Source organism: Cupriavidus sp. UBA2010 (assembly GCF_002335265.1).
In the GTDB taxonomy this organism is placed as follows: Bacteria; Pseudomonadota; Gammaproteobacteria; order Burkholderiales; family Burkholderiaceae; genus Cupriavidus; species Cupriavidus metallidurans.
This window is the reverse complement of record NZ_DDCI01000020.1, coordinates 78015-98445: the sequence shown is the minus strand read 5'-3', so window position 1 is coordinate 98445 and position 20431 is coordinate 78015. Positions and strand designations below refer to the sequence as shown.

At 66.7% G+C, this 20431-nt stretch carries 21 protein-coding genes and 1 pseudogene; 7 read left to right on the top strand and 15 right to left on the bottom strand.

Annotated features, from left to right (window positions below; translation table 11 throughout):
- Positions 1-66 precede the first annotated feature (66 nt).
- Together B2246_RS15095 and B2246_RS15090 are read left to right on the top strand one after the other, a co-directional pair.
- Positions 67-504 carry an Lrp/AsnC family transcriptional regulator gene (locus tag B2246_RS15095; RefSeq protein WP_008642468.1) on the top strand — a complete coding sequence of 146 codons (438 nt, stop codon included), beginning with the start codon at positions 67-69 and terminating at the stop codon, positions 502-504.
- Positions 505-532: 28 nt separating this feature from the next.
- The gene (locus B2246_RS15090; RefSeq protein ID WP_008642472.1) at positions 533-832 is read left to right on the top strand and encodes a DUF1330 domain-containing protein; all 300 of its coding nucleotides are present in this window, start codon (positions 533-535) and stop codon (positions 830-832) included.
- Between the two features lie 340 nt (positions 833-1172).
- On the opposite strand, the gene B2246_RS15085 is transcribed toward B2246_RS15090, so the two are convergent.
- The 5 genes from B2246_RS15085 to B2246_RS15065 all read right to left on the bottom strand — a co-directional run bounded on the left by B2246_RS15085 (position 1173) and on the right by B2246_RS15065 (position 4935).
- Entirely contained in the window at positions 1173-1460 is a 288-nt protein-coding gene (locus B2246_RS15085) for a DUF4148 domain-containing protein (protein ID WP_186425859.1), read from the bottom strand.
- A 160-nt stretch (positions 1461-1620) separates the two neighbouring features.
- Positions 1621-2475, bottom strand: coding sequence for a methionyl-tRNA formyltransferase (locus tag B2246_RS15080; RefSeq protein WP_008642476.1), 855 nt, complete (start codon positions 2473-2475; stop codon positions 1621-1623).
- Between the two features lie 186 nt (positions 2476-2661).
- A complete protein-coding gene (locus tag B2246_RS15075) occupies positions 2662-3471 on the bottom strand; it encodes an ABC transporter permease (protein WP_008642477.1) in 810 nt (269 codons plus the stop codon).
- Positions 3468-4178: an ABC transporter ATP-binding protein gene (locus tag B2246_RS15070; RefSeq protein ID WP_286881985.1), complete on the bottom strand. Its 711-nt coding sequence runs from the start codon at positions 4176-4178 to the stop codon at positions 3468-3470. Before B2246_RS15070 ends, B2246_RS15075 begins: the two co-directional genes overlap by 4 nt.
- Before the next feature lie 4 nt (positions 4179-4182).
- Positions 4183-4935 (bottom strand): SDR family NAD(P)-dependent oxidoreductase, encoded by a 753-nt coding sequence (locus tag B2246_RS15065; RefSeq protein ID WP_008642479.1) that lies wholly within the window; start codon positions 4933-4935, stop codon positions 4183-4185.
- Positions 4936-5187: 252 nt separating this feature from the next.
- On the opposite strand from B2246_RS15065, the gene B2246_RS15060 reads away from it, so the two are divergent.
- Complete coding sequence (locus B2246_RS15060; RefSeq protein ID WP_080709861.1) at positions 5188-6093, top strand: EamA family transporter; 906 nt, start codon at positions 5188-5190, stop codon at positions 6091-6093.
- Here the strand turns inward: B2246_RS15060 and B2246_RS15055 are convergent.
- The 5 genes from B2246_RS15055 to B2246_RS15035 all read right to left on the bottom strand — a co-directional run bounded on the left by B2246_RS15055 (position 6017) and on the right by B2246_RS15035 (position 12415).
- Positions 6017-7468, bottom strand: a complete 1452-nt coding sequence (locus B2246_RS15055) for an FAD-binding oxidoreductase (RefSeq protein ID WP_008648851.1) — start codon at positions 7466-7468, stop codon at positions 6017-6019. The genes B2246_RS15060 and B2246_RS15055 overlap by 77 nt on opposite strands.
- Positions 7469-7476: 8 nt before the next feature.
- Positions 7477-8280 carry a 4-hydroxy-2-oxoheptanedioate aldolase gene (gene hpaI / locus B2246_RS15050; RefSeq protein ID WP_286881986.1) on the bottom strand — a complete coding sequence of 268 codons (804 nt, stop codon included), beginning with the start codon at positions 8278-8280 and terminating at the stop codon, positions 7477-7479.
- 36 nt (positions 8281-8316) lie between these two features.
- A complete protein-coding gene (locus B2246_RS15045) occupies positions 8317-9786 on the bottom strand; it encodes an NAD-dependent succinate-semialdehyde dehydrogenase (RefSeq protein ID WP_286881987.1) in 1470 nt (489 codons plus the stop codon).
- Between the two features lie 63 nt (positions 9787-9849).
- Positions 9850-11373, bottom strand: a complete 1524-nt coding sequence (locus B2246_RS15040) for a UxaA family hydrolase (RefSeq protein ID WP_186425865.1) — start codon at positions 11371-11373, stop codon at positions 9850-9852.
- A gap of 16 nt (positions 11374-11389) precedes the next feature.
- On the bottom strand, positions 11390-12415 hold the full coding sequence (locus tag B2246_RS15035; protein WP_286881988.1) for a tripartite tricarboxylate transporter substrate binding protein: 1026 nt from the start codon (positions 12413-12415) through the stop codon (positions 11390-11392).
- Between the two features lie 135 nt (positions 12416-12550).
- On the opposite strand from B2246_RS15035, the gene B2246_RS15030 reads away from it, so the two are divergent.
- Positions 12551-13507, top strand: coding sequence for a LysR substrate-binding domain-containing protein (locus B2246_RS15030; protein ID WP_286881989.1), 957 nt, complete (start codon positions 12551-12553; stop codon positions 13505-13507).
- A gap of 20 nt (positions 13508-13527) precedes the next feature.
- Here the strand turns inward: B2246_RS15030 and B2246_RS15025 are convergent, their stop codons facing one another.
- A complete protein-coding gene (locus tag B2246_RS15025) occupies positions 13528-14061 on the bottom strand; it encodes a nucleoside deaminase (protein WP_152564909.1) in 534 nt (177 codons plus the stop codon).
- Between B2246_RS15025 and B2246_RS15020 the strand changes: the two genes are divergently transcribed.
- Positions 14060-15223, top strand: a complete 1164-nt coding sequence (locus B2246_RS15020; RefSeq protein ID WP_286881990.1) for a sensor histidine kinase — start codon at positions 14060-14062, stop codon at positions 15221-15223. The genes B2246_RS15025 and B2246_RS15020 overlap by 2 nt on opposite strands.
- A complete protein-coding gene (locus B2246_RS15015; protein ID WP_186425868.1) occupies positions 15220-15990 on the top strand; it encodes a LytR/AlgR family response regulator transcription factor in 771 nt (256 codons plus the stop codon). Before B2246_RS15020 ends, B2246_RS15015 begins: the two co-directional genes overlap by 4 nt.
- A 21-nt stretch (positions 15991-16011) precedes the next feature.
- On the opposite strand, the gene B2246_RS15010 is transcribed toward B2246_RS15015, so the two are convergent.
- The 4 genes from B2246_RS15010 to B2246_RS14995 form a co-directional block, all read right to left on the bottom strand.
- Entirely contained in the window at positions 16012-16332 is a 321-nt protein-coding gene (locus tag B2246_RS15010; protein WP_024570492.1) for a 2TM domain-containing protein, read from the bottom strand.
- 184 nt (positions 16333-16516) lie between these two features.
- Entirely contained in the window at positions 16517-17644 is a 1128-nt protein-coding gene (locus B2246_RS15005) for an NAD(P)H-dependent flavin oxidoreductase (protein WP_035883840.1), read from the bottom strand.
- A gap of 28 nt (positions 17645-17672) precedes the next feature.
- Positions 17673-18896, bottom strand: coding sequence for a YbfB/YjiJ family MFS transporter (locus B2246_RS15000; protein WP_286881991.1), 1224 nt, complete (start codon positions 18894-18896; stop codon positions 17673-17675).
- Positions 18889-19776, bottom strand: coding sequence for a LysR substrate-binding domain-containing protein (locus B2246_RS14995; RefSeq protein WP_286882035.1), 888 nt, complete (start codon positions 19774-19776; stop codon positions 18889-18891). The genes B2246_RS15000 and B2246_RS14995 overlap by 8 nt, the downstream gene beginning before the upstream one ends.
- A gap of 401 nt (positions 19777-20177) precedes the next feature.
- Between B2246_RS14995 and B2246_RS14990 the strand changes: the two are divergent.
- Positions 20178-20431, top strand: a pseudogene (locus B2246_RS14990) (hydroxyquinol 1,2-dioxygenase); the annotation flags it as partial.

The window sequence follows — 20431 nt, the reverse complement described above, 5'->3', positions numbered from 1 at the left end:
GATATCGGATTGCAGGCGAATGGACTATATTTCCGTCGTTTCCAAAGCTAAGACGGGAAATTCCTTATGTCCCTCGATGACATCGACCGTCGCATCCTGACACTGCTGCAGCAGGACGCGCGAATGCCGGTCAAGGCGCTGGCCGAGCAGATCGGGCTGTCGGCGCCGGGCGCGTCGGAGCGCCTGCGCAGGTTGGAGGACCGGGGCGTCATCCGGGGCTTCACAGTCGATGTCGAGCCCCGCACACTGGGCTTCTCGATGCAGGCCATCGTGCGGATCAAGCCACTGCCGGGCAAGCTGCAGGCGGTGCAACGATTGATCGAAGGTATTCCGGAATTCGCCGAGTGTGACAAGGTGACGGGCGACGACTGCTTCATCGGCCGGCTCTACCTGCGCTCGATCGAACATCTCGATCACATACTCGAAAGAATCACGGACCTGGCCGAAACGAGTTCGGCCATCGTGAAGTCACAGCCCGTCAAGCGCCGGTTGCCGCCGCTATAGTCGGGTTGCCGGATTACTCGGAGACATCATGCGCAAGGGATACTGGATTGCCGCAGTTGATATCGCCAACATGGATGGCTATCGCGGGTACATCACCGCCAACAAGGCCGTGTTCGACAAGTACGGCGCGCGCTTCCTGGTAAGGGGTGGCGAGCGGACCGTGGTCGAGGGTCATTGCCGGGACCGCATCGTCGTGATCGAGTTCGAGAGCTATCAGCGCGCACTGGAGTGCTACCGTTCGCCCGAATATCAGGCGCTGGTGGCGGTTCGATCGCCGCACTCGCAGGCGGACATCGTGGTGATCGAAGGTTACGGCGAAGAGGGCTGAGCACGCCGGGTGCGTATACGCAATGCGGCCTCGCTGGGTTTGAAACGAGGCCGGATGTGTGGTGGGTATGCGTGCGTATACGTGCGCAAACGTGGTGGGTAAACGGTGGTGAGTAAACGGTGGTGAGTAAACGGTGGTGAGTAAACGGTGGTGAGTAAACGCGGCCGAATGGCCTCCGGCCTTATCCACAGAAACTGTGGATAACATCGACATCGCCGCGCCAGGCCGCCTGCAATCAGGCGTTCGAGCTGGGCTGCTCAAGAAATGGGCAACCCGCGCCATCATCGACGGTTGCATTCCTGCCTGCCACTTCGCACGCAGGCATGCAACCTGCAACGGGCTACTTCATGTCGTGCGCATCCGGCTTCGTTGGCTTGCCTTCGTTCGGATGCTTGGCCGCGGCATGCTCCTCCTTGTGTCGCTTGACAGTTTGCTCGCTGGGCGGAAACTCCGCGTTGCCCCGCGCATAGGTGCCATCATGCTTCGCCTCGATCAGTTCCTGTCTCACCTGCGCGGTGGTGCGCTTGCTGCCGGTATCGCTCGTGCCCTGTGTGCCCTGTGTGCCTTGGGCGAATGCAGTGGCTGACGCGAGCGCCGGAATCAGCATCAACAGATAAGCGGTTTGCATCGTCTTGCCCTCCTTGTCATCAATGGCCCGTGCTGCTGCGCGGGCGGGTTGTTGTCAGGGACAAGAATGCTTCCGCGCCATGGTCACAGGCATGACGCAGGGGTGACATGTGCGCAATGTGCGGGGTGGCGCTGCCTGCGCCTCATGTGCGTCATGTGCTTCAGCGCCCGTTGAGCGCGCGGGTCGGCGGTGGCAATGCGCTCCAGTCGAGCAGTGCGATGAAGCCGTCGCGTGCCGCTACCACGAGGCTGCGCCGATAGTGGTGCACGACAGTGCCCGGCAGGTAGTCGTGTGTCTCGGGCCATCCCGCCGCATGACGAACATACAGCGCGATGGCGCCGACGTGCGCGATGCACTCGTGCTGTCCGAATGCCCGACAGAGGCGCAGAATCTCGGCCACCGGACCCGTGAAATCGAGCGTGCGGTCCGCATCGGTCAGCTTCGGCCAGTAGCTGCCGCCGGATTGTGGCTGGCTGGTATTCCACATTGAGCGGAAGTCGCTGGCCACGCGTGTGGCCAGCTTGCGTGCGGCAAGCTGCAGCTTCAACTGCAACGTCTCATGGCACTCGTCCGTCGTCAGCAAGACAGGTTCCGCGGCGAGGATATCGCCTGCGTCGAATGCGGGCGACACGCGATGACATGTCACCGCCCAGTCGCGGCGATCTTCCATGACTGCGCGGAACAGCGGGTAAGGCCCGCGCCCTTCCGGCAGCGGTGATGGATGAAAGTTGATCGCGTGATGCAGGTCGTGCGTCCAGTCGGGAATTTTCCAGCCGTGCCCGGCCACGACCAGTACCTCGCACTGCTGGTCGCGCAGCGCGCGCAGGTCCTCGGTGCGGATCGGCGACATGTGCACCGGAATGCCGAGCGATTGCGCCCGCGATACCACCTGCTCGTTGAAGTCATGCTGGTTGTCCACGGGCATCGTGAACAACGCCAGCGGCTGCCAGCCTTGCGCGACGAAGGCATCGAACACACCGCACCAAAGGTCGAACCCGGCAAAGGCAAAACGCATTCGGGTCTCCTGCTTACTTGATGGCCAAGGCCCGAATGCTAGTTGCCGCATCGGGCCTGCATCCGCGAAGCAGGAACCGGTTTACCCCGCATTTAACGGGCCGTAATCATTGGTATGCGCCCGGAATCACAAGATTACCGCAGGTATCCGCGAACCCGGGCTTGGCGTACATGGCGGATACAAGACTCAGTGGTCGGACCCGCGCGCGTCCAGGCGATCGAGCCGCAGGCGGTGTCGTTCGTCGGTCAGCCGCCATACCGCGAGCCATGCGGCAAGGAACGCGGCCAGCAGACAGCCGCCCGCCAGCAGGAACATCAGCAGGATCTGGTAACGGGCGGCGTCGATCGGGTCCATGCCAGCCAGGATCTGGCCGGTCATGATGCCCGGCAGCGTGATGATGCCGGCCGCGCCCATGACGTTCAGCGTCGGCAGCATCCCGCTGCGCACGGCCTGGCGCAGGATCGGGCCCAGTGCCGTGCGACGGTCGTCACCCAGGGCGATCCGTGCCTCGATGGCGCCGCGCTGGAGCCAGGCCGCATTGAATGCCGTGTGCAACGTCAGGCTGGCCGAACTCATGGCGTTACCGAGGATGATGCCGGCCAGCGGGATCGCGTGGCGCGCGTCGTACCACGGCGAGGGACGCAGCGCCGTGGTCAGCGCCAGCACGGTGATCGTCAGCGTCGGCACGCTGACCGTGGTCAGGCCGATCATCCACTGCCACGGGCCCCGCAGGCGCCGTTGCTGTCGGCTGCCAACTTCGCGCGCGGCCGCCACGACCATCAGCAGCAACACCAGCAGCGTGATCCACGGCGATGACAGCGCGAACACGGTTCGCAGCACCAGGCCCACGAGCAAGAGCTGCACGACCATGCGGAGCGCCATCCACAGCAAGGTGCGGTGGATATTCAGTGACGTCGCCACCGACAGCCCCGCGCCCAGGATGATCAGCAGGCTGGCCAGCGCCAGGTCGCCAGTGGTCAGGATGATCGGACTCATGCGGAATGCATCTCCAGCGTCTTCAGCCCCGACGAGCTCATGACGTACTGCGCGTCACGCAGGCGTGCGGCTTGCGCCGGGTTGTGCGACACCATGAGCAGGCCGATACCGCCAGCCATGACCCGGCGCAGTACCGCCTCCACGGCAAGGGTGGTGTCCTGGTCCAGCGCGGAGGTCGGTTCGTCGAGCAGCAGGAATCGGGGGTGACGTGCCAGCGCGCGCATCAGCGTCAGCCGTTGCCGCTCGCCAGTGGAAAGCTGGCTGACCTGTGCCGACAGGATGTCCGGGCGCAGGCCAAGCTGATGCGCCAACCGATCGAACTCGGGCCGGTTGTGCGCGAAATCGTCGAAATGGGCGCTCACGTCATCGGCCCACCAGCCCGCGTCGGCGGCCACGTAGATGACCTGACGCCGCCACGCCGGGCCGCTTATCGCATTGCGTGAGGTGGCACCGAGGCGGACATCGCCGGTATTCGGATCGAGATCGGCGATCATGCGCAGCAGCAGGCTTTTGCCGCTGCCGGACGGGCCCGACAGGATCGTGCACTTGCCGGCGGGAATCACCAGCGAGTAAGGTCCACCACCATGGCCGCGATCATGGCCGCGCAGGTTTTCCACGTGGAGCGCGTCGTCTCCGGATGGCCGCCCATCATGCTGAAGCGCGGCCGCCGGCCCGGGCGCGGCAGCCGGCCCGGCCATGTTGGCCATGCGATCAGCCCTCTCGGTGAATCGTGAGCGGACCGAAGGTCTGGGTCACCGGCATCAGTTCCACGAAGTTGATGTTGACGCGCGCGGGCAGCGTGCCGGCCCAGAACACGGTCTCGGCGATATCGTCGGGTGTCAGCGCATCGGCGCCTTCATACACCTTCTGCACGCGGTTCTCGTCGCCGCCGAAACGCACCGACGAGAACTCGGTGCCACCTACCAGGCCCGGCGCCACGTCGGTGACGCGCACGCGCGTTCCCTGCAGGTCCGCGCGCAGGTTCAGCGAGAACTGGCGCACAAATGCCTTGGTCGCGCCATAGACGTTGCCGCCCGGATAGGCGTACGCCCCGGCCGTCGAGCCGATGTTGATCACATGACCGCGATTGCGCGCGACCATGCCGGGCAGCACCGCGCGCGTCACATACATCAGGCCCTTGATGTTGGTGTCGACCATGTTGTCCCAGTTGTCGAGGTCGGCAGCCTGAGCGGCTTCCAGACCCAGCGCCAGGCCCGCGTTGTTGACCAGCAGGTCGATCTCCGCGAAATCGGCCGGCAGGCTTGCGATGGCCTTGGCCACGGCCTCGCGGTCGCGCACGTCCAGGATCAGGGGCAGGACCTTGTCACGGCCGATTTCGTCGGCCAGCGCCTCGAGCCGGTCTGCGCGGCGGCCGGCGGCGATGATGTGGTGGCCCGCGGCGGCAAAGCGTCGTGCGATGGCGGCACCGAACCCGGCACTGGCACCGGTGACAAGTACGTTCATGGTGTTTCTCCAACGAGTAGAAGCAAATCTGGCAACGGATACTACACCGTCGGCTCGGGCGGTGTCTCCACCAGAAAGCGGACCCGCGATGGGCAGATGGAGGCGTGTTCCGTTGCGGACGCGCCCCGATTGATTACGAATGGTCAATAGTGTGTTGAACGCACGCCGATACCCGACGACCGGTTTGTCCAGTACGCTTCGAGCCATATGCGCCACGTGCCGCGCGCCACGCCAGAATCCCTGCCGGAAACCATGACCCATACCCGCACGACGGACCTGCTGCTGACCGCGCTTGCCCCCGCAATCTGGGGCAGCACCTATCTGGTGACCACGAACTGGCTGCCGCAGGGCTATCCGCTGACGGTGGCGATGCTGCGTGCCTTGCCGGCGGGCATCCTGCTGTGGCTGCTTGGCCGCCAATGGCCGGGCCGGGGCTGGTGGCCGCGTCTGCTGGTGCTTGGCGCGCTCAATTTCTCGTTCTTCTGGGCCATGTTGTTCGTCTCGGCATATCGCCTGCCGGGCGGCGTGGCCGCGACGCTTGGCGCCATCCAGCCGTTGATCGTGCTGGGGCTGTCGCGCGTATTGCTTGGGTCGGCAATCCGCGTGGCCGCGATCGTGGCGGCCCTGGCCGGTCTTGCAGGCGTGGCGCTGCTGGTATTGACGCCGAAGGCGACGCTCGATGCGGTGGGCGTGGTGGCGGGGCTGGCCGGCGCGGTGTCGATGGCGCTTGGCACGGTGCTGACGCGCCGCTGGCAGCCACCCGTGCCGGCGTTGACGTTCACGGCCTGGCAACTGACGGCGGGCGGCCTGCTGCTGGTACCGTTCGCGTGGTGGCTGGAGCCGCCGCTGCCGGCGCTGACCCTGCCGAACGTGCTTGGCATGGCATGGCTCAGCCTGATCGGGGCGGCGCTGACCTACGTGCTGTGGTTCCGCGGCATTGCCCGGTTGGGGCCGGGCGCCGTAGCCACGCTGGGGTTCCTGAGTCCGCTGACGGCGGTGGTGCTCGGCTGGATCGCGCTGGGTCAGACGCTGAGCACGGCACAGCTCGCAGGCATGGTGCTCGTGCTCGGCGGGGTCTGGCTCAGTCAGCGGGCCCAGCGATCCGTGGCAGCACCCGTCCCGGGTTCAGCAGGTTCTTCGGATCGAGCGCGCGTTTGACCTGCCACATCAGCTCCAGCTCCACCGTGGACTTGTAGCGCGTCAGGTCGTCGCGCTTGGCCACACCAATGCCGTGCTCGGCCGAGATCGAGCCGTTCTCCGCGTGCGCGAGACCATCGACCAGATCGGATACGGGCTTGTACCACTGGGCCAGGAAGTCCCTGGCCGGGCGATCCTTCGGCCGCAGCGGGTTGAAGTGCACGTTGCCATCGCCCATGTGCCCGTAGATCACCATCCGCGTGGCCGGCTCCAGTGCCAGCACGCCTGCGGAAGCCTTGCCGATGAAGTCCGCGATACGCGATACCGGTACCGAGATATCGCACTTGATGCTGCCGCCGGTGCGCGTCTGGGCGTCGGAGATCTCCTCGCGGATGCGCCAGAATTTCTGCGCGTCGGTCAGGCTCGACGCCACGGCCGCATCCACCACCCATCCCTGGCCGAGGCCGGCTTCCAGGATCTCCATCAGCGTCGTGTTCAGGCTTTCCTCGTCGGCGCCCGATGTCAGTTCGATCAGCACCATCCAGTCATGCCGGCCTTCTAGCGGCGACGGTTCGTTGCCGAGATATTCGAGCACGAGGTCCAGCGCCGGCGCCGAGATTAGTTCGAAGGCCGTCACGGCCTGGCCGGACAGCGCCCGCGCTTCGCCCAGCAGCTTCACGGCTGCCTCGGGGCTTTGCACGGCCACGAATGCCACGGCCGACGAGCGCGGCTGCGGCATCAGCTTGAGTACCGCACCCGTGATGATGCCGAGCGTGCCTTCCGCGCCGATGAACAGGTGCTTGAGGTCGTAGCCGGTGTTGTCCTTGCGCAGGCCGCGCAGCGACGAGAACACGCGACCATCGGGCAGCACCGCTTCGATGCCAAGCACCAGATCGCGCATGTTGCCGTAGCGCAGCACCGCCGTGCCGCCCGCATTGGTGGACAGGTTGCCGCCGATCTGGCACGAGCCCTCGGAGCCGATGCGCAGCGGGAACAGGCGCTTGCTGTCTTCGGCGGCCTGCCGCGCGGCGGAGAGCGTGACGCCGGCTTCGACGGTCATCGTATCGTTGACGGTGTCGATCGCCAGCACGCGATGCATCTTGCGCAGGCTGATGACTACGGCTGTGCCGCTGTCGTCGGGCACCGCACCACCCATCAGCGAGGTGTTGCCGCCTTGCGGCACTACCGGCACGTCGTGCTGGTAGCACCAGGTCATCACCTGGCTGACCTGTTCGGTGGTCGACGGCATGACCACGACGGGCGACTTGCCGACGTAGATGCGCCGGTAGTCGGTGACAAACGGTTCGGTATCGGCTGCGGCGGTCAGGCAGCCATGCGGGCCGACAATGGCCTGCATGGCCTGAAGCAGAACGTCTTGGGAGGGCAGGGCGGTCATCGTGCGAATCAGTAGGCGGCGCCCGGCGCGCTGATCTGGCCGGCGCGGTCGGGCAGGAATTCGGCGGCCAGCTTGCGGGCCGCGTTGGCGTACACCAGCACGTCCACGCCGGTGGCGACGAACGTGCAGCCGAGTTCGAGATATCGGCGTGCCAGGGCAGGGTCTGAAGTCAGCGTGCCGGCAGCCTTGCCGCTGGCGACGATGGTGCGCATGGCGGTCTCGATCTGGGCCTGCACGTCCGGGTGGCCGGGTTTGCCGCGATGGCCCATCGATGCCGCCAGATCGGCCGGGCCGATGAACACACCGTCGACGCCATCGACGGCGCAGATCGCTTCCAGGTTCTGCATGGCGGTCACGGTCTCTGCCTGCACCAGCAGGCAGACCTCGTCGTCGGCCACGTCAAGGTAGTCGGTGCGCGCGCTCCATTGCGACACGCGGGCCACCGCGCTGCCCACGCCGCGCACGCCGAACGGCGGGTAGCGCGTGGCGCGTACCAGTTCGGCTGCCTGCTCGGCGGTGTCGACCATCGGCACCAGCAGCGAGCGCGCGCCGATATCGAGCAGTTGCTTGATCAGCGCGGTCTCGCCGGCGACGGCGCGCACCACTGGCTGCGAGCGGTAGGGGCCGAGCACCTGCAGCGTCTGCAGGATCGTGCGCACGTCGTTGGGTGCGTGTTCCCCGTCGATCAGCAGCCAGTCGAAGCCGGCCGTGGCGGTGACTTCGGCGAAGTAGGGCGCGGCGCCGGACATCCAGAGTCCGATTTGCGCCTGGCGCGCGGTCAGCGCGGCCTTGAAGGGGTTGTGTGCGGGCATGATGTCTCCTGTCGGGCCTTCGTTGTCAGACGGATTTCAGAGCAATTGGCCCTGGCAGAGATACTTGGTATGCATGTAATCGTCAAGTCCGTGGCGCGAGCCCTCGCGCCCGTAGCCGGATTCCTTGACACCGCCGAACGGGGCGGCCTCCGAGGCCAGCGCCCCCTCGTTGATGCCGACGATGCCGGTCTCCAGCGCCTGCGCCACGCGCCAGATGCGGCGCACGTCGTTCGAATAGAAATACGCGGCCAGGCCGAACGGGGTGTCGTTGGCGTGGCGCACGACCTCGTCTTCGTGCCGGAAGCGGAACACCGGCGCCACCGGGCCGAACGTTTCCTCGTGCGCCAGCGCCATGGCCGGCGTAGCGTCCACCAGCACGGTGGGCGCGTAATAGTGCGGGCCGTCGCCGGTACGCACGCGCTCCCCGCCGGTCACCACGCGGGCGCCCTTGTCGACGGCGTCGCGCACGTGGCGGTCGATCTTGTCGACGGCACGCGCATTGATCATCGGGCCGATCTGCGCGGCGGATTCGGTGGCGGGCCCCACGTGCAATGCGGCCACGCGTGCCGCCAGCCGTTCGACGAACGCGTCATGCACGCCATCCTGGACATAGACGCGGTTCGGGCACACGCAGGTCTGGCCGCCGTTGCGGAACTTGGCAGCCATCAGGCCATCGACGGCGGCGTCGAGATCGGCATCGTCGAACACGATGAACGGCGCGTTGCCGCCGAGTTCGAGTGACAGTTTCTTGAGCGTGCCGGCCGATTCGCGCGCCAGATGTTTGCCGACCGGCGTGGAGCCGGTGAACGTGATCTTGCGCACGCGGGGATCGGCCAGCCAGGCATCGACGACGGCCGGCGTATTGGCGCGGGAGGCAGTAACGATATTGAGCACGCCTGGCGGCAGCCCTGCCTGCTGCGCGAGCCATACGAGGGCGAGGGCGGTCAGTGGCGTGTCCTCGGCCGGCTTGGCCACCACGGTGCAGCCAGCGGCCAGCGCTGGCGCGATCTTGCGCGCGATCATCGCCAGGGGAAAGTTCCACGGCGTGATCGCGGCCACCACACCCACGGGCTCCTTCAGCACGATCATCTTGCGGCCCGGCACCGCTTCTGCCACCACATCGCCGCAGATGCGCGTGGCTTCTTCGGCGAACCATTCGACATACGACGCGCCATAGCGGACTTCGCCCAGGCTCTCGTGCGTCGGCTTGCCCTGCTCGGCGGAGATGATGCGCGCCAGGTCCTGCTCGTGAGCGAGGATCAGCGCGTGCCAGCGCTTGATCAGTTGCGCGCGTTCGCGAGCGGTGCGGTGGCTCCAGTCCGGGAACGCTGCTGCGGCCGCATCGGCGGCGCGCTGCGCGTCGGCGGCATTGCTATCGGGCACTTCGGCAATGACGTGACCGGTGGCGGGGTCGGTGACCGGTAGCCGGACGTGGGCGTCGCACCAGTGCTGGGCGATCAGGTTCCGGGTGCGGAGGAGGTCAGGGTTGGCGAGGGTGGTCAGCATAGGGAAGTGGGTGATGTCTGGCACGGCCGGGGGAGAGGGCTAACGTAGGAAGCACCAAAGGCGCTAGCTCACGATCCCCACGTGCCAGGGCACGAATTCATGGTCGCCAAGCCCAAGCAACTCGCTCTTGGTGGGCTCGCCCGACGCGGCGCGCAGGATGTGTTCGAAGATCCGTTCGCCCATCTGCGCCACGCTGAGTTCGCCGTCGAGCACCAGACCACAGTTGATATCCATGTCTTCCTCGAGCCGCCGATACATGGGCGAGTTCGACGCCAGCTTGATCGTCGGCGCGGGTTTGGACCCGAACATCGAACCGCGCCCCGTAGTGAAACAGATCAGGTTGGCGCCGCTGGCGATCTGGCCGGTGGCGGCGACGGGGTCGTAGCCGGGTGAATCCATGAACACGAAGCCGGCCTTGTCGATCGGCTCCGCGTACTCGTAGACGGCCTGTAGCGGCGTGGTGCCGCCTTTCATGGCCGAGCCGAGCGATTTCTCGAAGATATTGGCCAGTCCGCCCTGCTGGTTGCCGTGACCCACCACGCCGTTGAACTGCGCGTTCTGCCCGGCCGTATAGCGTTCCCACCAGGCCAGTCGGTCCAGCAGTTTCTGGCCGACCTCGGGCGTGACCGCGCGGCGCGTCAGCATGTATTCCACGCCGTGGATCTCGGGCGTCTCCGACAGGATTGCCGTGCCGCCGTGTCGCACCAGGATGTCCATCGCCGCGCCGAGCGCGGGGTTCGCGGTGATGCCCGAAAAGCCATCCGAACCGCCGCATTCCAGGCCGATCTTGAGGTGGCTGGCGCTGACACGCTGCCGTGTGAAGGCGTTGGCGGCGGGCAGCATCCGCTCCACGGCTTGTACGCCTGCCGCGATGGTCGCCCGGGTACCGCCGGTGTCCTGCATGACCAGCGTGTGGAGGTTCTCTCCGGGGACCAGTCCTTGCGATTCCACCAGCGAGGCCACCTGGTTGCGCTCGCAGCCCAGGCCGACGATCAGCACGCCAGCAAGGTTTGCATGGCGCGCGTAGCCGGCCAGCGTGCGGCGCAGCAGATCGAAGTGCTCGCTCGGTGACGACATGCCGCAACCGCTGCTCTGCGCGAACGCCACCACGCCATCGACATTGGGGTAGGCGGCCAGACGCTCGGGCGTGAAGTGCGCGGCAATGTGCTTGATCACCGTGGCCGAACAGTTCACCGACGACAGGATGCCGATGAAGTTGCGTGTGCCCACGCGCCCGTCGGGACGCACATAGCCCATGAACGTGGCGCGCTCGGCTTCGGGCACGTAGTCGATCGGGCGGACGTCGCTGCAGAAGGACGGGTCGCGATAGAAGTCCACCAGCCGGAGGTTGTGGCTGTGCACGTGGTCGCCCGGACCGATATCGCGGTCGGCTACGCCGATGACGGTGTCGTACTTGCGTACCTGTTCGCCGCGCGCAATCGCGCGCGCGGCAATCTTGTGGCCGGCGGGGACCTGCGCGCGCACGCGCAGGTCGAGGTCCGGCAGATGCTGGCCCAGCGTCAGGTCGCCACGGGCGATCAGGACGTTGTCGTTGGCGTGCAGGCGAATGACGGGGTTTGAGGTCACGATGGTTTTGCTTCGATCAGCCCTGTTGCAGCATTTCCTTGAGCTTCAGGCGCTGGATCAGTTGGGTTTCCTGGTCATAGACGGCGGCCACGTACTTCTTGTAGTCGGGGCCGTCCAGGTACATCACCGGCGCGTCGATGCGTGCAGCCACCGACTTGAATTCGGTGCTGGCCACGGCCGCGCGGAAGGCCTCGCGCAGCTTCATCTCCACGGCAGGCGGCAGCCCCTTGGGCGCGCCGATGCCGTTGGGCGCTTCCACCACGACGTTGTAGCCGAGCTCCTTGAGCGTGGGCGTGTCCTTGAAGCGCGGCGTGCGCTGCTCGCCCCAGGTGGCCAGCAGTCGTGCCTTGCCGGCTTCCACGTGCGGCGCCCACGAGCTGGAGTCGGCCAGCAGGTCCACCTGCCCGGCCAGCACGTCCTGCAGGGCTGCGGAGCCGCCCTTGTAGGCGATGGCGTTGAACTTGACGCCCGCGACCATGGCGAATTGCTCCATGCCCACGTGCGTGGCGCCGCCAATGCCGGCGTGCGCGTAGGTGACGTGGCCCGGGCGTGCCTTGGCTTCGGCAATCACGTCGGCCAGCGTCTTGAAGCGCGAGTTCGTCGGCACGGCGATCCCGAATGTCTGGCCGGAAGTCCGCGCCAGATAGGTCAGTTCGGTGCGCGGGTCGAGTTGCAGAAGCCCGAGTTGCGAGAAGCGCGTGACCGAGATCGGAATCTGGCCGATCGTGTAGCCGTCGGGCGTGGCACGGGCCAGCGCCTTGGTGCCGATCATGCCCGACGCGCCGGCGCGGTTTTCCACCACGATCGACTGCTTGAGGATGCCGGACGCCACCTGGCAAAGCGCACGCATCGACTGGTCCGCCGTGCCGCCGACGGGCCACGGGCAGATGAAGGTGATGGGACGTTCGGGATACTCGGCCGCGGCGCGTGCCGTGGCCGGCACGATCAGGCCGGCGGTGCCGGTGGCGGCAGCGGCGGTGGCCGCGGCGCTGCCCAGCAGCAGGCGGCGGCGCATGAGGCTGGTGGGGTTGCCTTGCGTCATGATGTCTCCGGTGTTGTTCGATGCGGCTGGTGCTCTGCCAGTCGCCATGCCGGCGATTGTGGTGGCGCGGATCATAACAATCCAATCAAAAAATGGCATTGCTTCATAACCAAAAGGTTAGGTAGACTCGCCAGCATGGCCCACATCGACCGCGCGTTGCGCTCCAACATCAAACTACGCCACCTGCAGATGCTGGTGGCGCTGGACGAATTTCGCCACCTGGGCCGCACTGCCGAGTTCCTGGCAGTCAGCCAGCCGGCGGTGTCAAAGGTGCTGGTGGAAGTCGAAAAGATGATGGGTATGGCGCTGTTCACGCGCTCCACGCGCGGGACCGAGCCGACGCCGGCCGGTGAGGCGCTGGTGCGCTTTGCCCGTTCCGTGCTGGCCCAGTACGAAGTCACGCGTGACGAGATCGAGGCCGAGGCCAGCGGTGCGTCAGGCCGTGTGCGCGTGGGGTCGATGGGGGCGACGCTGCCGGTGTTGCTGGCCGGCGCGGTGGAGCGTCTCAAGCAGCAGTCGGCGCGCGCCACGGTGCTGATCGAAGAGGGCGATCTCACGCACCTGCTGCCACGGTTGCGGCTGTCGGAGCTCGACGTGATCGTCGGGCGGCTGGAGCCAGCCTATGCGGCGCCGGATCTTGTGACCGAACCGCTCTATGACGAACCGATGGTTGCCATCGTCGCCGCTGACCACCCGCTGGCGCGCAAGAAGCGCCCCGGCTGGGCGGATCTGGCGCGCGGCCCGCTGGTGCTGCCGCCGCCCTGGGCTTCACTGCGAGTCAAGATCGAGCAGGCGTTCTTCCGGCATGGATTCGAACCCCCGGTGGATCGGGTGGAGTCGTCTTCGTATCTGGCGGTGACCACGTTCGTGGTGCGGCGGCAGGCGGTCGGCTTTGTCGCGCGGACCGTAGGCCGCCAGCTCGAGGCCGAAGGGCGCTTCCGCGTGCTGGCGATGCCGGTGGAGGTGGATTTGCCCCCGGTCGGCCTGATCACGCTGCGGGACCGGCGACTGGCGCCGGGCGCCACGCAACTGATGGCGTGCCTGCGTGCCGAAGCCGGGGAGATCGCGCAGGCTGGCGCCGATCAGGTTTGAGTCGCCGGGCTCAGGCCCATTCACGCATGCGGCACCCAGAACCCGATATGCGGTGCTGCCGCTTCGTCTTCCAGCATCGGTCCAAGCACGATGACCTGACGCTGTCCGCGCGCGAATACCTCGCGGCATGGCAATGAGAACGTTGGATTCTCCGGATGATCGCCGGTCAGGCCCAGCAGAGCATGTTCCGACAGCGCGTAGACCACGCGCCCGATGCCGGTCCAGTAGATCGCGCCCGCACACATGCAGCAGGGCTCGGCGCTGGTGTAGAGCGTGCAATCCGCGAGCTGGGCTGGTGTGAGCAGCTTTGCCGCGCGGGCAGCGGCCACCAGTTCGGCATGCTGGGTGGGGTCGCCTTCGGGCGGCATCGAGTTGTTGCCGGCCGTGACGATGACATTGCCCTGGGCATCGGCCACCAGCGCCGCGAACGGATGGCGGCCACGCTGCTTCGAATCTTCGGACAGGGCAATCGACTGGCGCAGCAGCGCGAGATCGAGTGGCGAGGGCGAGGAAGTGCTCAGGGTGGCGGTCGGGGCGGACATCGGGGTGGACATGGGGGCGAAGATCTCCGGAAGCGGTGCGTGTTGCGATGCGGCAGGCACCCGCCATCATCCGCGCAAGTTGCGGGCGTCGCAAGTCGGCGGGCGTCGCAAGTCGCGCCGGCCAGCGGCCATTGGCGCCGCCTTTCCGTTCATCCGCGAGACGTCCGATGCCTTCCGGCGGGTGCCGGTGGTAACCTCGCAGCATTCCGCGTCCCCGACCATCCGAATCGTCCATTCAACCGTGCGCCCCGCAGACCCCGAACTCTGGCGAACCGCCTCCGAGCAGCGCGCCTACAACGATGCGCGCCGTCGCGTGCGCTCGCTGCGCTTCTTCTACATGCACGCACTGGTCTACGTGACGGTCAATGCGATGCTGATCACCATCAACCTTGTGACGTCGCCACATCGGCCGTGGTCAGGCGGGCCGCTGATGGGCTGGGGGATCGCGCTGGCCATACACGGCATGATGACGTGGAGCCGCGTGGGTTTGCTCGGCCGTAGCTGGGAAGAACGAAAGATCGCCGAGTTCATGGCGCGCGAGCAGGTGCGCACGATCTCCACGGAAAAGCAGCTCGTGGAAGCGCAGATGCGCCTGCTGCAGGCCCAGATCGAGCCGCACTTCCTGTTCAATACACTGGCCAACGTGGTCAGCCTGATCGAGCCGGCGCCGCAGAAAGCCACGCTGATGCTCGAGCATTTCATTGCCTACTTGCGCGCGTCGCTGGCGGCCAGCCGCGCCACGCAAGGCACGGTGGCGCAGGAGGCCAAGCTGCTGCGCGATTACCTGGCGCTGCTGAAGATCCGCATGGGCGACCGGCTGCAGTACACGATCGAGGTCGATCCCTCGCTCGACACCGCGCCGCTGGCGCCGATGCTGCTGCAGCCCGTGGTGGAGAACGCCATCAAGCATGGGCTGGAACCGAAGATCGAAGGTGGCCATCTGCGGATCACGCTGGAGTCGCGCGGGCCGCGCATGTTGGCGACGATCGAGGACGACGGCATGGGCTTTCATCCCAAGGCCGGGTCCGGCGTGGGCCTGTCGAACCTGCGCGAGCGGCTGGCGGTGCTGTATGACGGTGACGCCCACGTGCGTATCGAGGAGCGGTCACCTGGGACCGCCGTACTGATCGAGATCCCGCTGCCCCGCGCATTCCGAACCGGAGACACCGCATGATGTCCACCGCCCCTACGGCGTTGATCGCAGACGACGAGGAACACCTGCGCGCCCACCTGCGCGGCAAGCTGGCCCGGCTGTGGCCGGAACTGCAAATCGTGGGAGAGGCCGCGAACGGCGTGGAGGCGGCGGCGTCGATCGCGCGTCTGGCGCCCGATGTCGCCTTTCTCGATATCAAGATGCCGGGCATGTCCGGGCTGGAGGTGGCGCAGGGTATCGAAACCGATACGCGGCTGGTGTTCGTCACCGCATACGACGAGTTCGCGCTCGATGCTTTCGATCGCGCGGCGGTCGACTATCTGGTCAAGCCGGTGACGGACGAGCGCCTGGCCCGCACCGTGGAGCGGCTGCGCAAGGCCTTCCAGGATGCAGCGCCGATGCCGGAACTGGCGCAGCTGCTGAGCCAGCTCACGCGCGGCCAGCCACGCGCCGAGGGTGGCGGCCTGCTGCGCTGGGTGCGCGCCAGCCGCGGCAACACCACGAGCCATGTGCCGATCCAGGACGTGATGTACTTCCACAGCGACGACAAGTACGTGGTGGTGCATACGCGGGACGGCGAGCACTTGATCCGCACACCGTTGGCGGAACTGGCCGAGGGCCTGGACCCCGACGTGTTCTGGCAGGTCCACCGCTCGACCATCGTCAATATGGAATGCGTCGCCGGGACGCGCCGCGACGAGAGCGGCCGGCTGTTCGTGCGGATGCGCGACAGCGATACCGAACTGCCGGTATCGCGCGCGTATGTGCACCGCTTCAGGCAGATGTAGCGTCTGCCTTGAAGCCGGGGCTCAGTGGCGATCCATGAACTCCTGGATCTTGCGCGCTTCCCAGTCGCGGCCCCAGCGCGACAGCCGCATCCACACCAGCCCGCCGTGGATCGCCAGCGCCAGCCCCCATCCGAGCGTGGTGCTCAGCGGCCAGGGCCAGCCCGTGGTCTGATAGTGCGACCACGACGGCGAGCCGAAGTAGTAGAAGCGGAACCACAGCCAGCCATTGACCAGCACATAGACCAGCAGGTGGATATACCAGCCGCGCAGCGCCCGCACCATGCGGCGGGCGCGCCAATAGGCCCAGGCGTTGTCGTCGGCGGGAGGGAAGGGCGGGCGCATGGATTCCTGACGCATGAGTGACCTCGCTATGTGGAGTGTGCGGGTTGTGTTGGTGCGTCATGTATAGGCCACTGCACGCGCCAGTGCCATGGGCATGGGCCGAATCGACGGAATCTGGGGGCGAATGACGGGGAATCGGCGCGAACGGGGGGCCTCCGTCCGGCCCGATCCTGATCCCTCCCTCTTAGCCCAGCACTGCCTTCAACCCGCTCAGCCGCTCCAGCGTTGCTTTCAGTTCCGCCGTCAACGTGGCAACCAGTTCCGCCGCAGGCATCGCCCTGGCCAGGGGCACTGCCTGGCCGGCCCACTGCGCGGCATAGTCGCTGTTGCCACTGGCCTTGGCCGCGGCGTGCAGCGCCTTGCCGGCGTCGTAGGTCATGGGGTAGCCGGCGGCTGCCGGCGCGCCGGCAGCGGCGCCCAGCGCGGTAAGCCGGTTCGCGAAGCCGCGGGCGGTGCGGCCCGAGATGGCCTGCGTGAAGGTGGTCGGGCGCGGCTGTTCGGCGGTAAGTGCGGCAGCCAATGCGGCGCGATAAGCGGCATCGGCGGACGATTCCTGGGTGCCGACGAATGCCGTGCCAAGTTGCGCGGCCTGTGCGCCCAGCGCCAGTACCGCCGCGATGCCCGCGCCGTCCATGATGCCGCCCGCCGCAATGATGGGCAGACTGGTGCGCTCGACCAGCACGCGCACCAGTGCCAGTGTCCCCAGTCCCTCGTCGTCGCCGTATGCATCGAATACGCCGCGATGGCCGCCGGCTTCGATACCTTGCGCCACGATCGCATCGATGCCCGCCGCTTCGATCAGTCGCGCCTCCCGCAACGATGTGGCGCTGGCCAGCAGCACGATGCCCGCCGCGCGTAGCGCGTCGATCTTCTCCTGCGCGGGAAGCCCGAAGTGGAAGCTCACCACGGCGGGCTTTTCCTCGAGCAGCATCTGGAACATGGCCTCATCGGTCAGGAATGTCTTGTAGATCTCGTTCAGGCTGGCAGGCGCGGCGGCGCCGAACTTCTTGAATTCCGGCGCGAGGTATTCGAGCCAGGCGCGCTCGCGCGCCGCATCGGGCGCGTCGGGGACATGGCAGAACAGGTTGATGTTGAACGGCTTGCTGGTCAGCGCGCGGGTTTCGCGGATCGCCTTGCGCGCGCCGTCCACGTTCATCGCGCCGACACCCAGCGAGCCCAGGCCGCCCGCTTCGGAAACGGCGGCCGCCATGGCCGGTGTGCTGACGCCGGCCATGGGCGCCTGAATGATCGGTGTGGAGAGGTTGAGCCGCGCGAGCAGGTTCTGGCGCGGGCTGCGGGAGGTGGTGTTCATGGCGGATTCCCCGGTTGGCGTGTCGAGCTTACGAATGGGTCTGGTGGGTCTGGCCGGTTTGGCCAGTCGAGCGGATCTCGCAGATGCCGGCGGCGATCAGCAGGGCGGCGGAGGCGATCTCCATCGCGCCGTTGAAGCTGCCGCCGTGAGACATCAGGGCTGAGGCCATCAGCGGCCCCGCGATCTGGCCCACGCCGTAGGCGGCGGTCATTGCCGCCACCAGATTGAAGCGGACCAGATGCGCCGCGTGTCGGGCGGCGGGTACGGCGATGGTCACGGTGCCGACGAACGTGCCGCCAACCAGCACCGCGCTCGCCAGATAGGCGGCCGCAGAGTGATTGATGGCCGGCAGCGCCACACCTACCGCCTGGACCACGAGGTTCCATTGCATGGCGCGCCGCGTGCCCAGCCGTTCGTGCACCGAGTGCCACAGGAAGCAGGAGGGCACCGCTGCCAGCCCGAACATGGCCCAGATGTGAAGTGGATTGACGTCGTGGAGCGCGCCGTGGATCAGCAGCGGCAGATAGGTTGCGGTGATGATGTAGCCAAGACCTGCCAGGCCATAGCTGGCGACCAGCGGCCACGCGCCCAGCGCGTGCCGGGGCCGATGCTGGTGCGCCGCCGAAGCCGTGGCGGCTTGTGCCGAAGGCTGGCGGATCGGCCGCCATGCCAGTACCGACAGCGCTAGCGCGCCGACTGTCAGCACCAGCCATAGCACGCTGCTACCCGGTGTCGACAGATTGCCGATCGCGATCAGCTCGGCCGAAACCGCGATGCCCGTGCCCACGCCAGCAAAGAGCAGCGGGGCGCCATTGTGCCGGCCCACGACGTGCAATAGCCAGACCGAGGCGCAGACAAGGCCCACGGCGCTGGCCACGCCTGCAAGAAAGCGCAGCGCCACGAAAACGGTGGGCGGAATGGGCGCGGCGAGCGCGAGGATGCACAGGACCGTGGCAACGAGCGCGGCGCGCGTCCAGTCGCTGGCCGTGCGCGCCGGGATCTTCGTGGCAAGCAGCGCGCCGGCCAGATAGCCCGCGTAGTTGGCGGAGGCCGCGAGCGAGCCGGTGCCAACGGACATGGCTCCTTCCTGGACCATCAGCGGATACATGCCGGTGAACGCGAAGCGGCCGAAGCCCATGACCACGGCTAGCGCCAGCGCGGCGGCGACGGGTTCTTGCCACGATGCCGGCGTGGCGTGGCTACTGCCGCGCGCAACCGAAGACGGGTGCGGGGAATGCAGGCAATCAGACATGACGCAACTCCCGCTGGAATGCTTCAAAGGCGGACGTGGTGAATCCGGCGCGCTTGACCAGAAACGTGTGCGCAGGCCTGACCGGTACGGTCTGGAATTCGGCATGGTCGGGATGCAATGCCAGCAACGCGCGAGGCACGATCCCTACCGCCGACCCGGCTGCCACGGACGCGAGGATCGCGTGGTAGGACGGCATCTCCATGACCGACAGCGTGCGGCGTACCTCGTCGCCGCCTTCCTCCAGCCATTCCTCGGCGCAGCGGCGGTATGTGCAGCCACGCGCGAACGCGGCGAGGTGGCGCAACGTTACGTCCTGCGGACCGCGCACCTTTGGATGCGTGGCCGGCAGCACCAGCACCAGTTCCTCGGTCCGGATGAACGTGCCTTCCAGTCCTGCGCCCATCTCAGCGATATCGAGATCGCGCGCGGCGCCCTTGCCAGGGTGCGCGACCACCGCGCAGTCCAGACGGCGATCCAGCACGGCGTCGACAAGGCTCTGCGTGGTGCCCGTCGTCAGATCGAGTTCGACGTCGGGCCAGGCGGCGTGATAGCGCCCGAGTGGCTTCGGCAGCAGGGTGGCGGCGGAACTCTCCATGGACCCCACGCGAAGCGTGCCGCTCGGCGTATCGGCCCGCATCGATTGGCGGGCTTCCTCGGCCAGCGCGAGCATCTGTTCGGCATAGCCAAGCAGCCGCTGGCCTTCAGGCGTCAAGGTCATCTTCTTGCTGTCACGCTGGAACAGCGCGACGCCGAGGCTTTCCTCGAGCTGCTTCACGCGCGTGGTGACGTTGGATTGCACCCTGTCCAGCACGCGCGCCGCCCGGGTGATGCTCTGTTCCCGGGCCACCGCGCGAAAGATCTCCAGTTCGGCCAGTTCCACGTTGCCTTCACATCGCACGCGCGATGTTCTCCTTTTGAGAATAAATATGAGATAAGTATTGTAAAAAGAGAATGACGTGTCAAGGTCTGCTTTTGGTGCCCAGTGACGAGGAAGCCAGTTCGTGCAGGCGCCTCGACCCACAGAATCGGATAGGCAAGCGGCACCTTTGGAGCCAGGGCGACGATATCCATCGCCTGCGCGTCACATTTCCACATGGTTTTGTATCGCTGTGTATCTGGCGCCGGCGCAGATACGTGCGGTCACTGAAACCCCACATTTGCGCTACGGGCGCGATACATCGGTCTCCTTGAATACGTTGCGTGGCCCACGGCGAACCGCAACGAAGCGATCCCGGGGCACGCAGTTACCAACCCGATCCCGCTACTTCAAGGAGCATCATCATGACTTCGACCACCACCAAGCGTTTTGTTTTCGCGATCGCCCTGGCCGCTGCCGCCGCAGGCGCCCAGGCAGCAGGGCTTTCCCATGCCGGCGCGCGCGACCCGTTCACGGACGGTGCCCGTTCCGTGCAAGACGCGCGTGACGTGTACAGCGAGGGCGCGCACGGCGTGCAGGACCCGCGCAGCCCGTACACCGACGGCGCCCGCAATGTCGACACTTTCACCGACGGTGCCCGCACGCTGGCAGGTCTGGA

Bases quoted from the DNA above. Each gene is read 5' to 3' on its own strand.
- B2246_RS15095 (WP_008642468.1), top strand. From the start codon at position 67: ATGTCCCTCGATGACATCGACCGTCGCATCCTGACACTGCTGCAGCAG.
- B2246_RS15090 (WP_008642472.1), top strand. From the start codon at position 533: ATGCGCAAGGGATACTGGATTGCCGCAGTTGATATCGCCAACATGGAT.
- B2246_RS15085 (WP_186425859.1), bottom strand. From the start codon at position 1,460: ATGCAAACCGCTTATCTGTTGATGCTGATTCCGGCGCTCGCGTCAGCC.
- B2246_RS15080 (WP_008642476.1), bottom strand. From the start codon at position 2,475: ATGCGTTTTGCCTTTGCCGGGTTCGACCTTTGGTGCGGTGTGTTCGAT.
- B2246_RS15075 (WP_008642477.1), bottom strand. From the start codon at position 3,471: ATGAGTCCGATCATCCTGACCACTGGCGACCTGGCGCTGGCCAGCCTG.
- B2246_RS15070 (WP_286881985.1), bottom strand. From the start codon at position 4,178: ATGGCCAACATGGCCGGGCCGGCTGCCGCGCCCGGGCCGGCGGCCGCG.
- B2246_RS15065 (WP_008642479.1), bottom strand. From the start codon at position 4,935: ATGAACGTACTTGTCACCGGTGCCAGTGCCGGGTTCGGTGCCGCCATC.
- B2246_RS15060 (WP_080709861.1), top strand. From the start codon at position 5,188: ATGACCCATACCCGCACGACGGACCTGCTGCTGACCGCGCTTGCCCCC.
- B2246_RS15055 (WP_008648851.1), bottom strand. From the start codon at position 7,468: ATGACCGCCCTGCCCTCCCAAGACGTTCTGCTTCAGGCCATGCAGGCC.
- hpaI (WP_286881986.1), bottom strand. From the start codon at position 8,280: ATGCCCGCACACAACCCCTTCAAGGCCGCGCTGACCGCGCGCCAGGCG.
- B2246_RS15045 (WP_286881987.1), bottom strand. From the start codon at position 9,786: ATGCTGACCACCCTCGCCAACCCTGACCTCCTCCGCACCCGGAACCTG.
- B2246_RS15035 (WP_286881988.1), bottom strand. From the start codon at position 12,415: ATGACGCAAGGCAACCCCACCAGCCTCATGCGCCGCCGCCTGCTGCTG.
- B2246_RS15030 (WP_286881989.1), top strand. From the start codon at position 12,551: ATGGCCCACATCGACCGCGCGTTGCGCTCCAACATCAAACTACGCCAC.
- B2246_RS15020 (WP_286881990.1), top strand. From the start codon at position 14,060: ATGGGGGCGAAGATCTCCGGAAGCGGTGCGTGTTGCGATGCGGCAGGC.
- B2246_RS15025 (WP_152564909.1), bottom strand. From the start codon at position 14,061: ATGTCCACCCCGATGTCCGCCCCGACCGCCACCCTGAGCACTTCCTCG.
- B2246_RS15015 (WP_186425868.1), top strand. From the start codon at position 15,220: ATGATGTCCACCGCCCCTACGGCGTTGATCGCAGACGACGAGGAACAC.
- B2246_RS15010 (WP_024570492.1), bottom strand. From the start codon at position 16,332: ATGCGCCCGCCCTTCCCTCCCGCCGACGACAACGCCTGGGCCTATTGG.
- B2246_RS15005 (WP_035883840.1), bottom strand. From the start codon at position 17,644: ATGAACACCACCTCCCGCAGCCCGCGCCAGAACCTGCTCGCGCGGCTC.
- B2246_RS15000 (WP_286881991.1), bottom strand. From the start codon at position 18,896: ATGTCTGATTGCCTGCATTCCCCGCACCCGTCTTCGGTTGCGCGCGGC.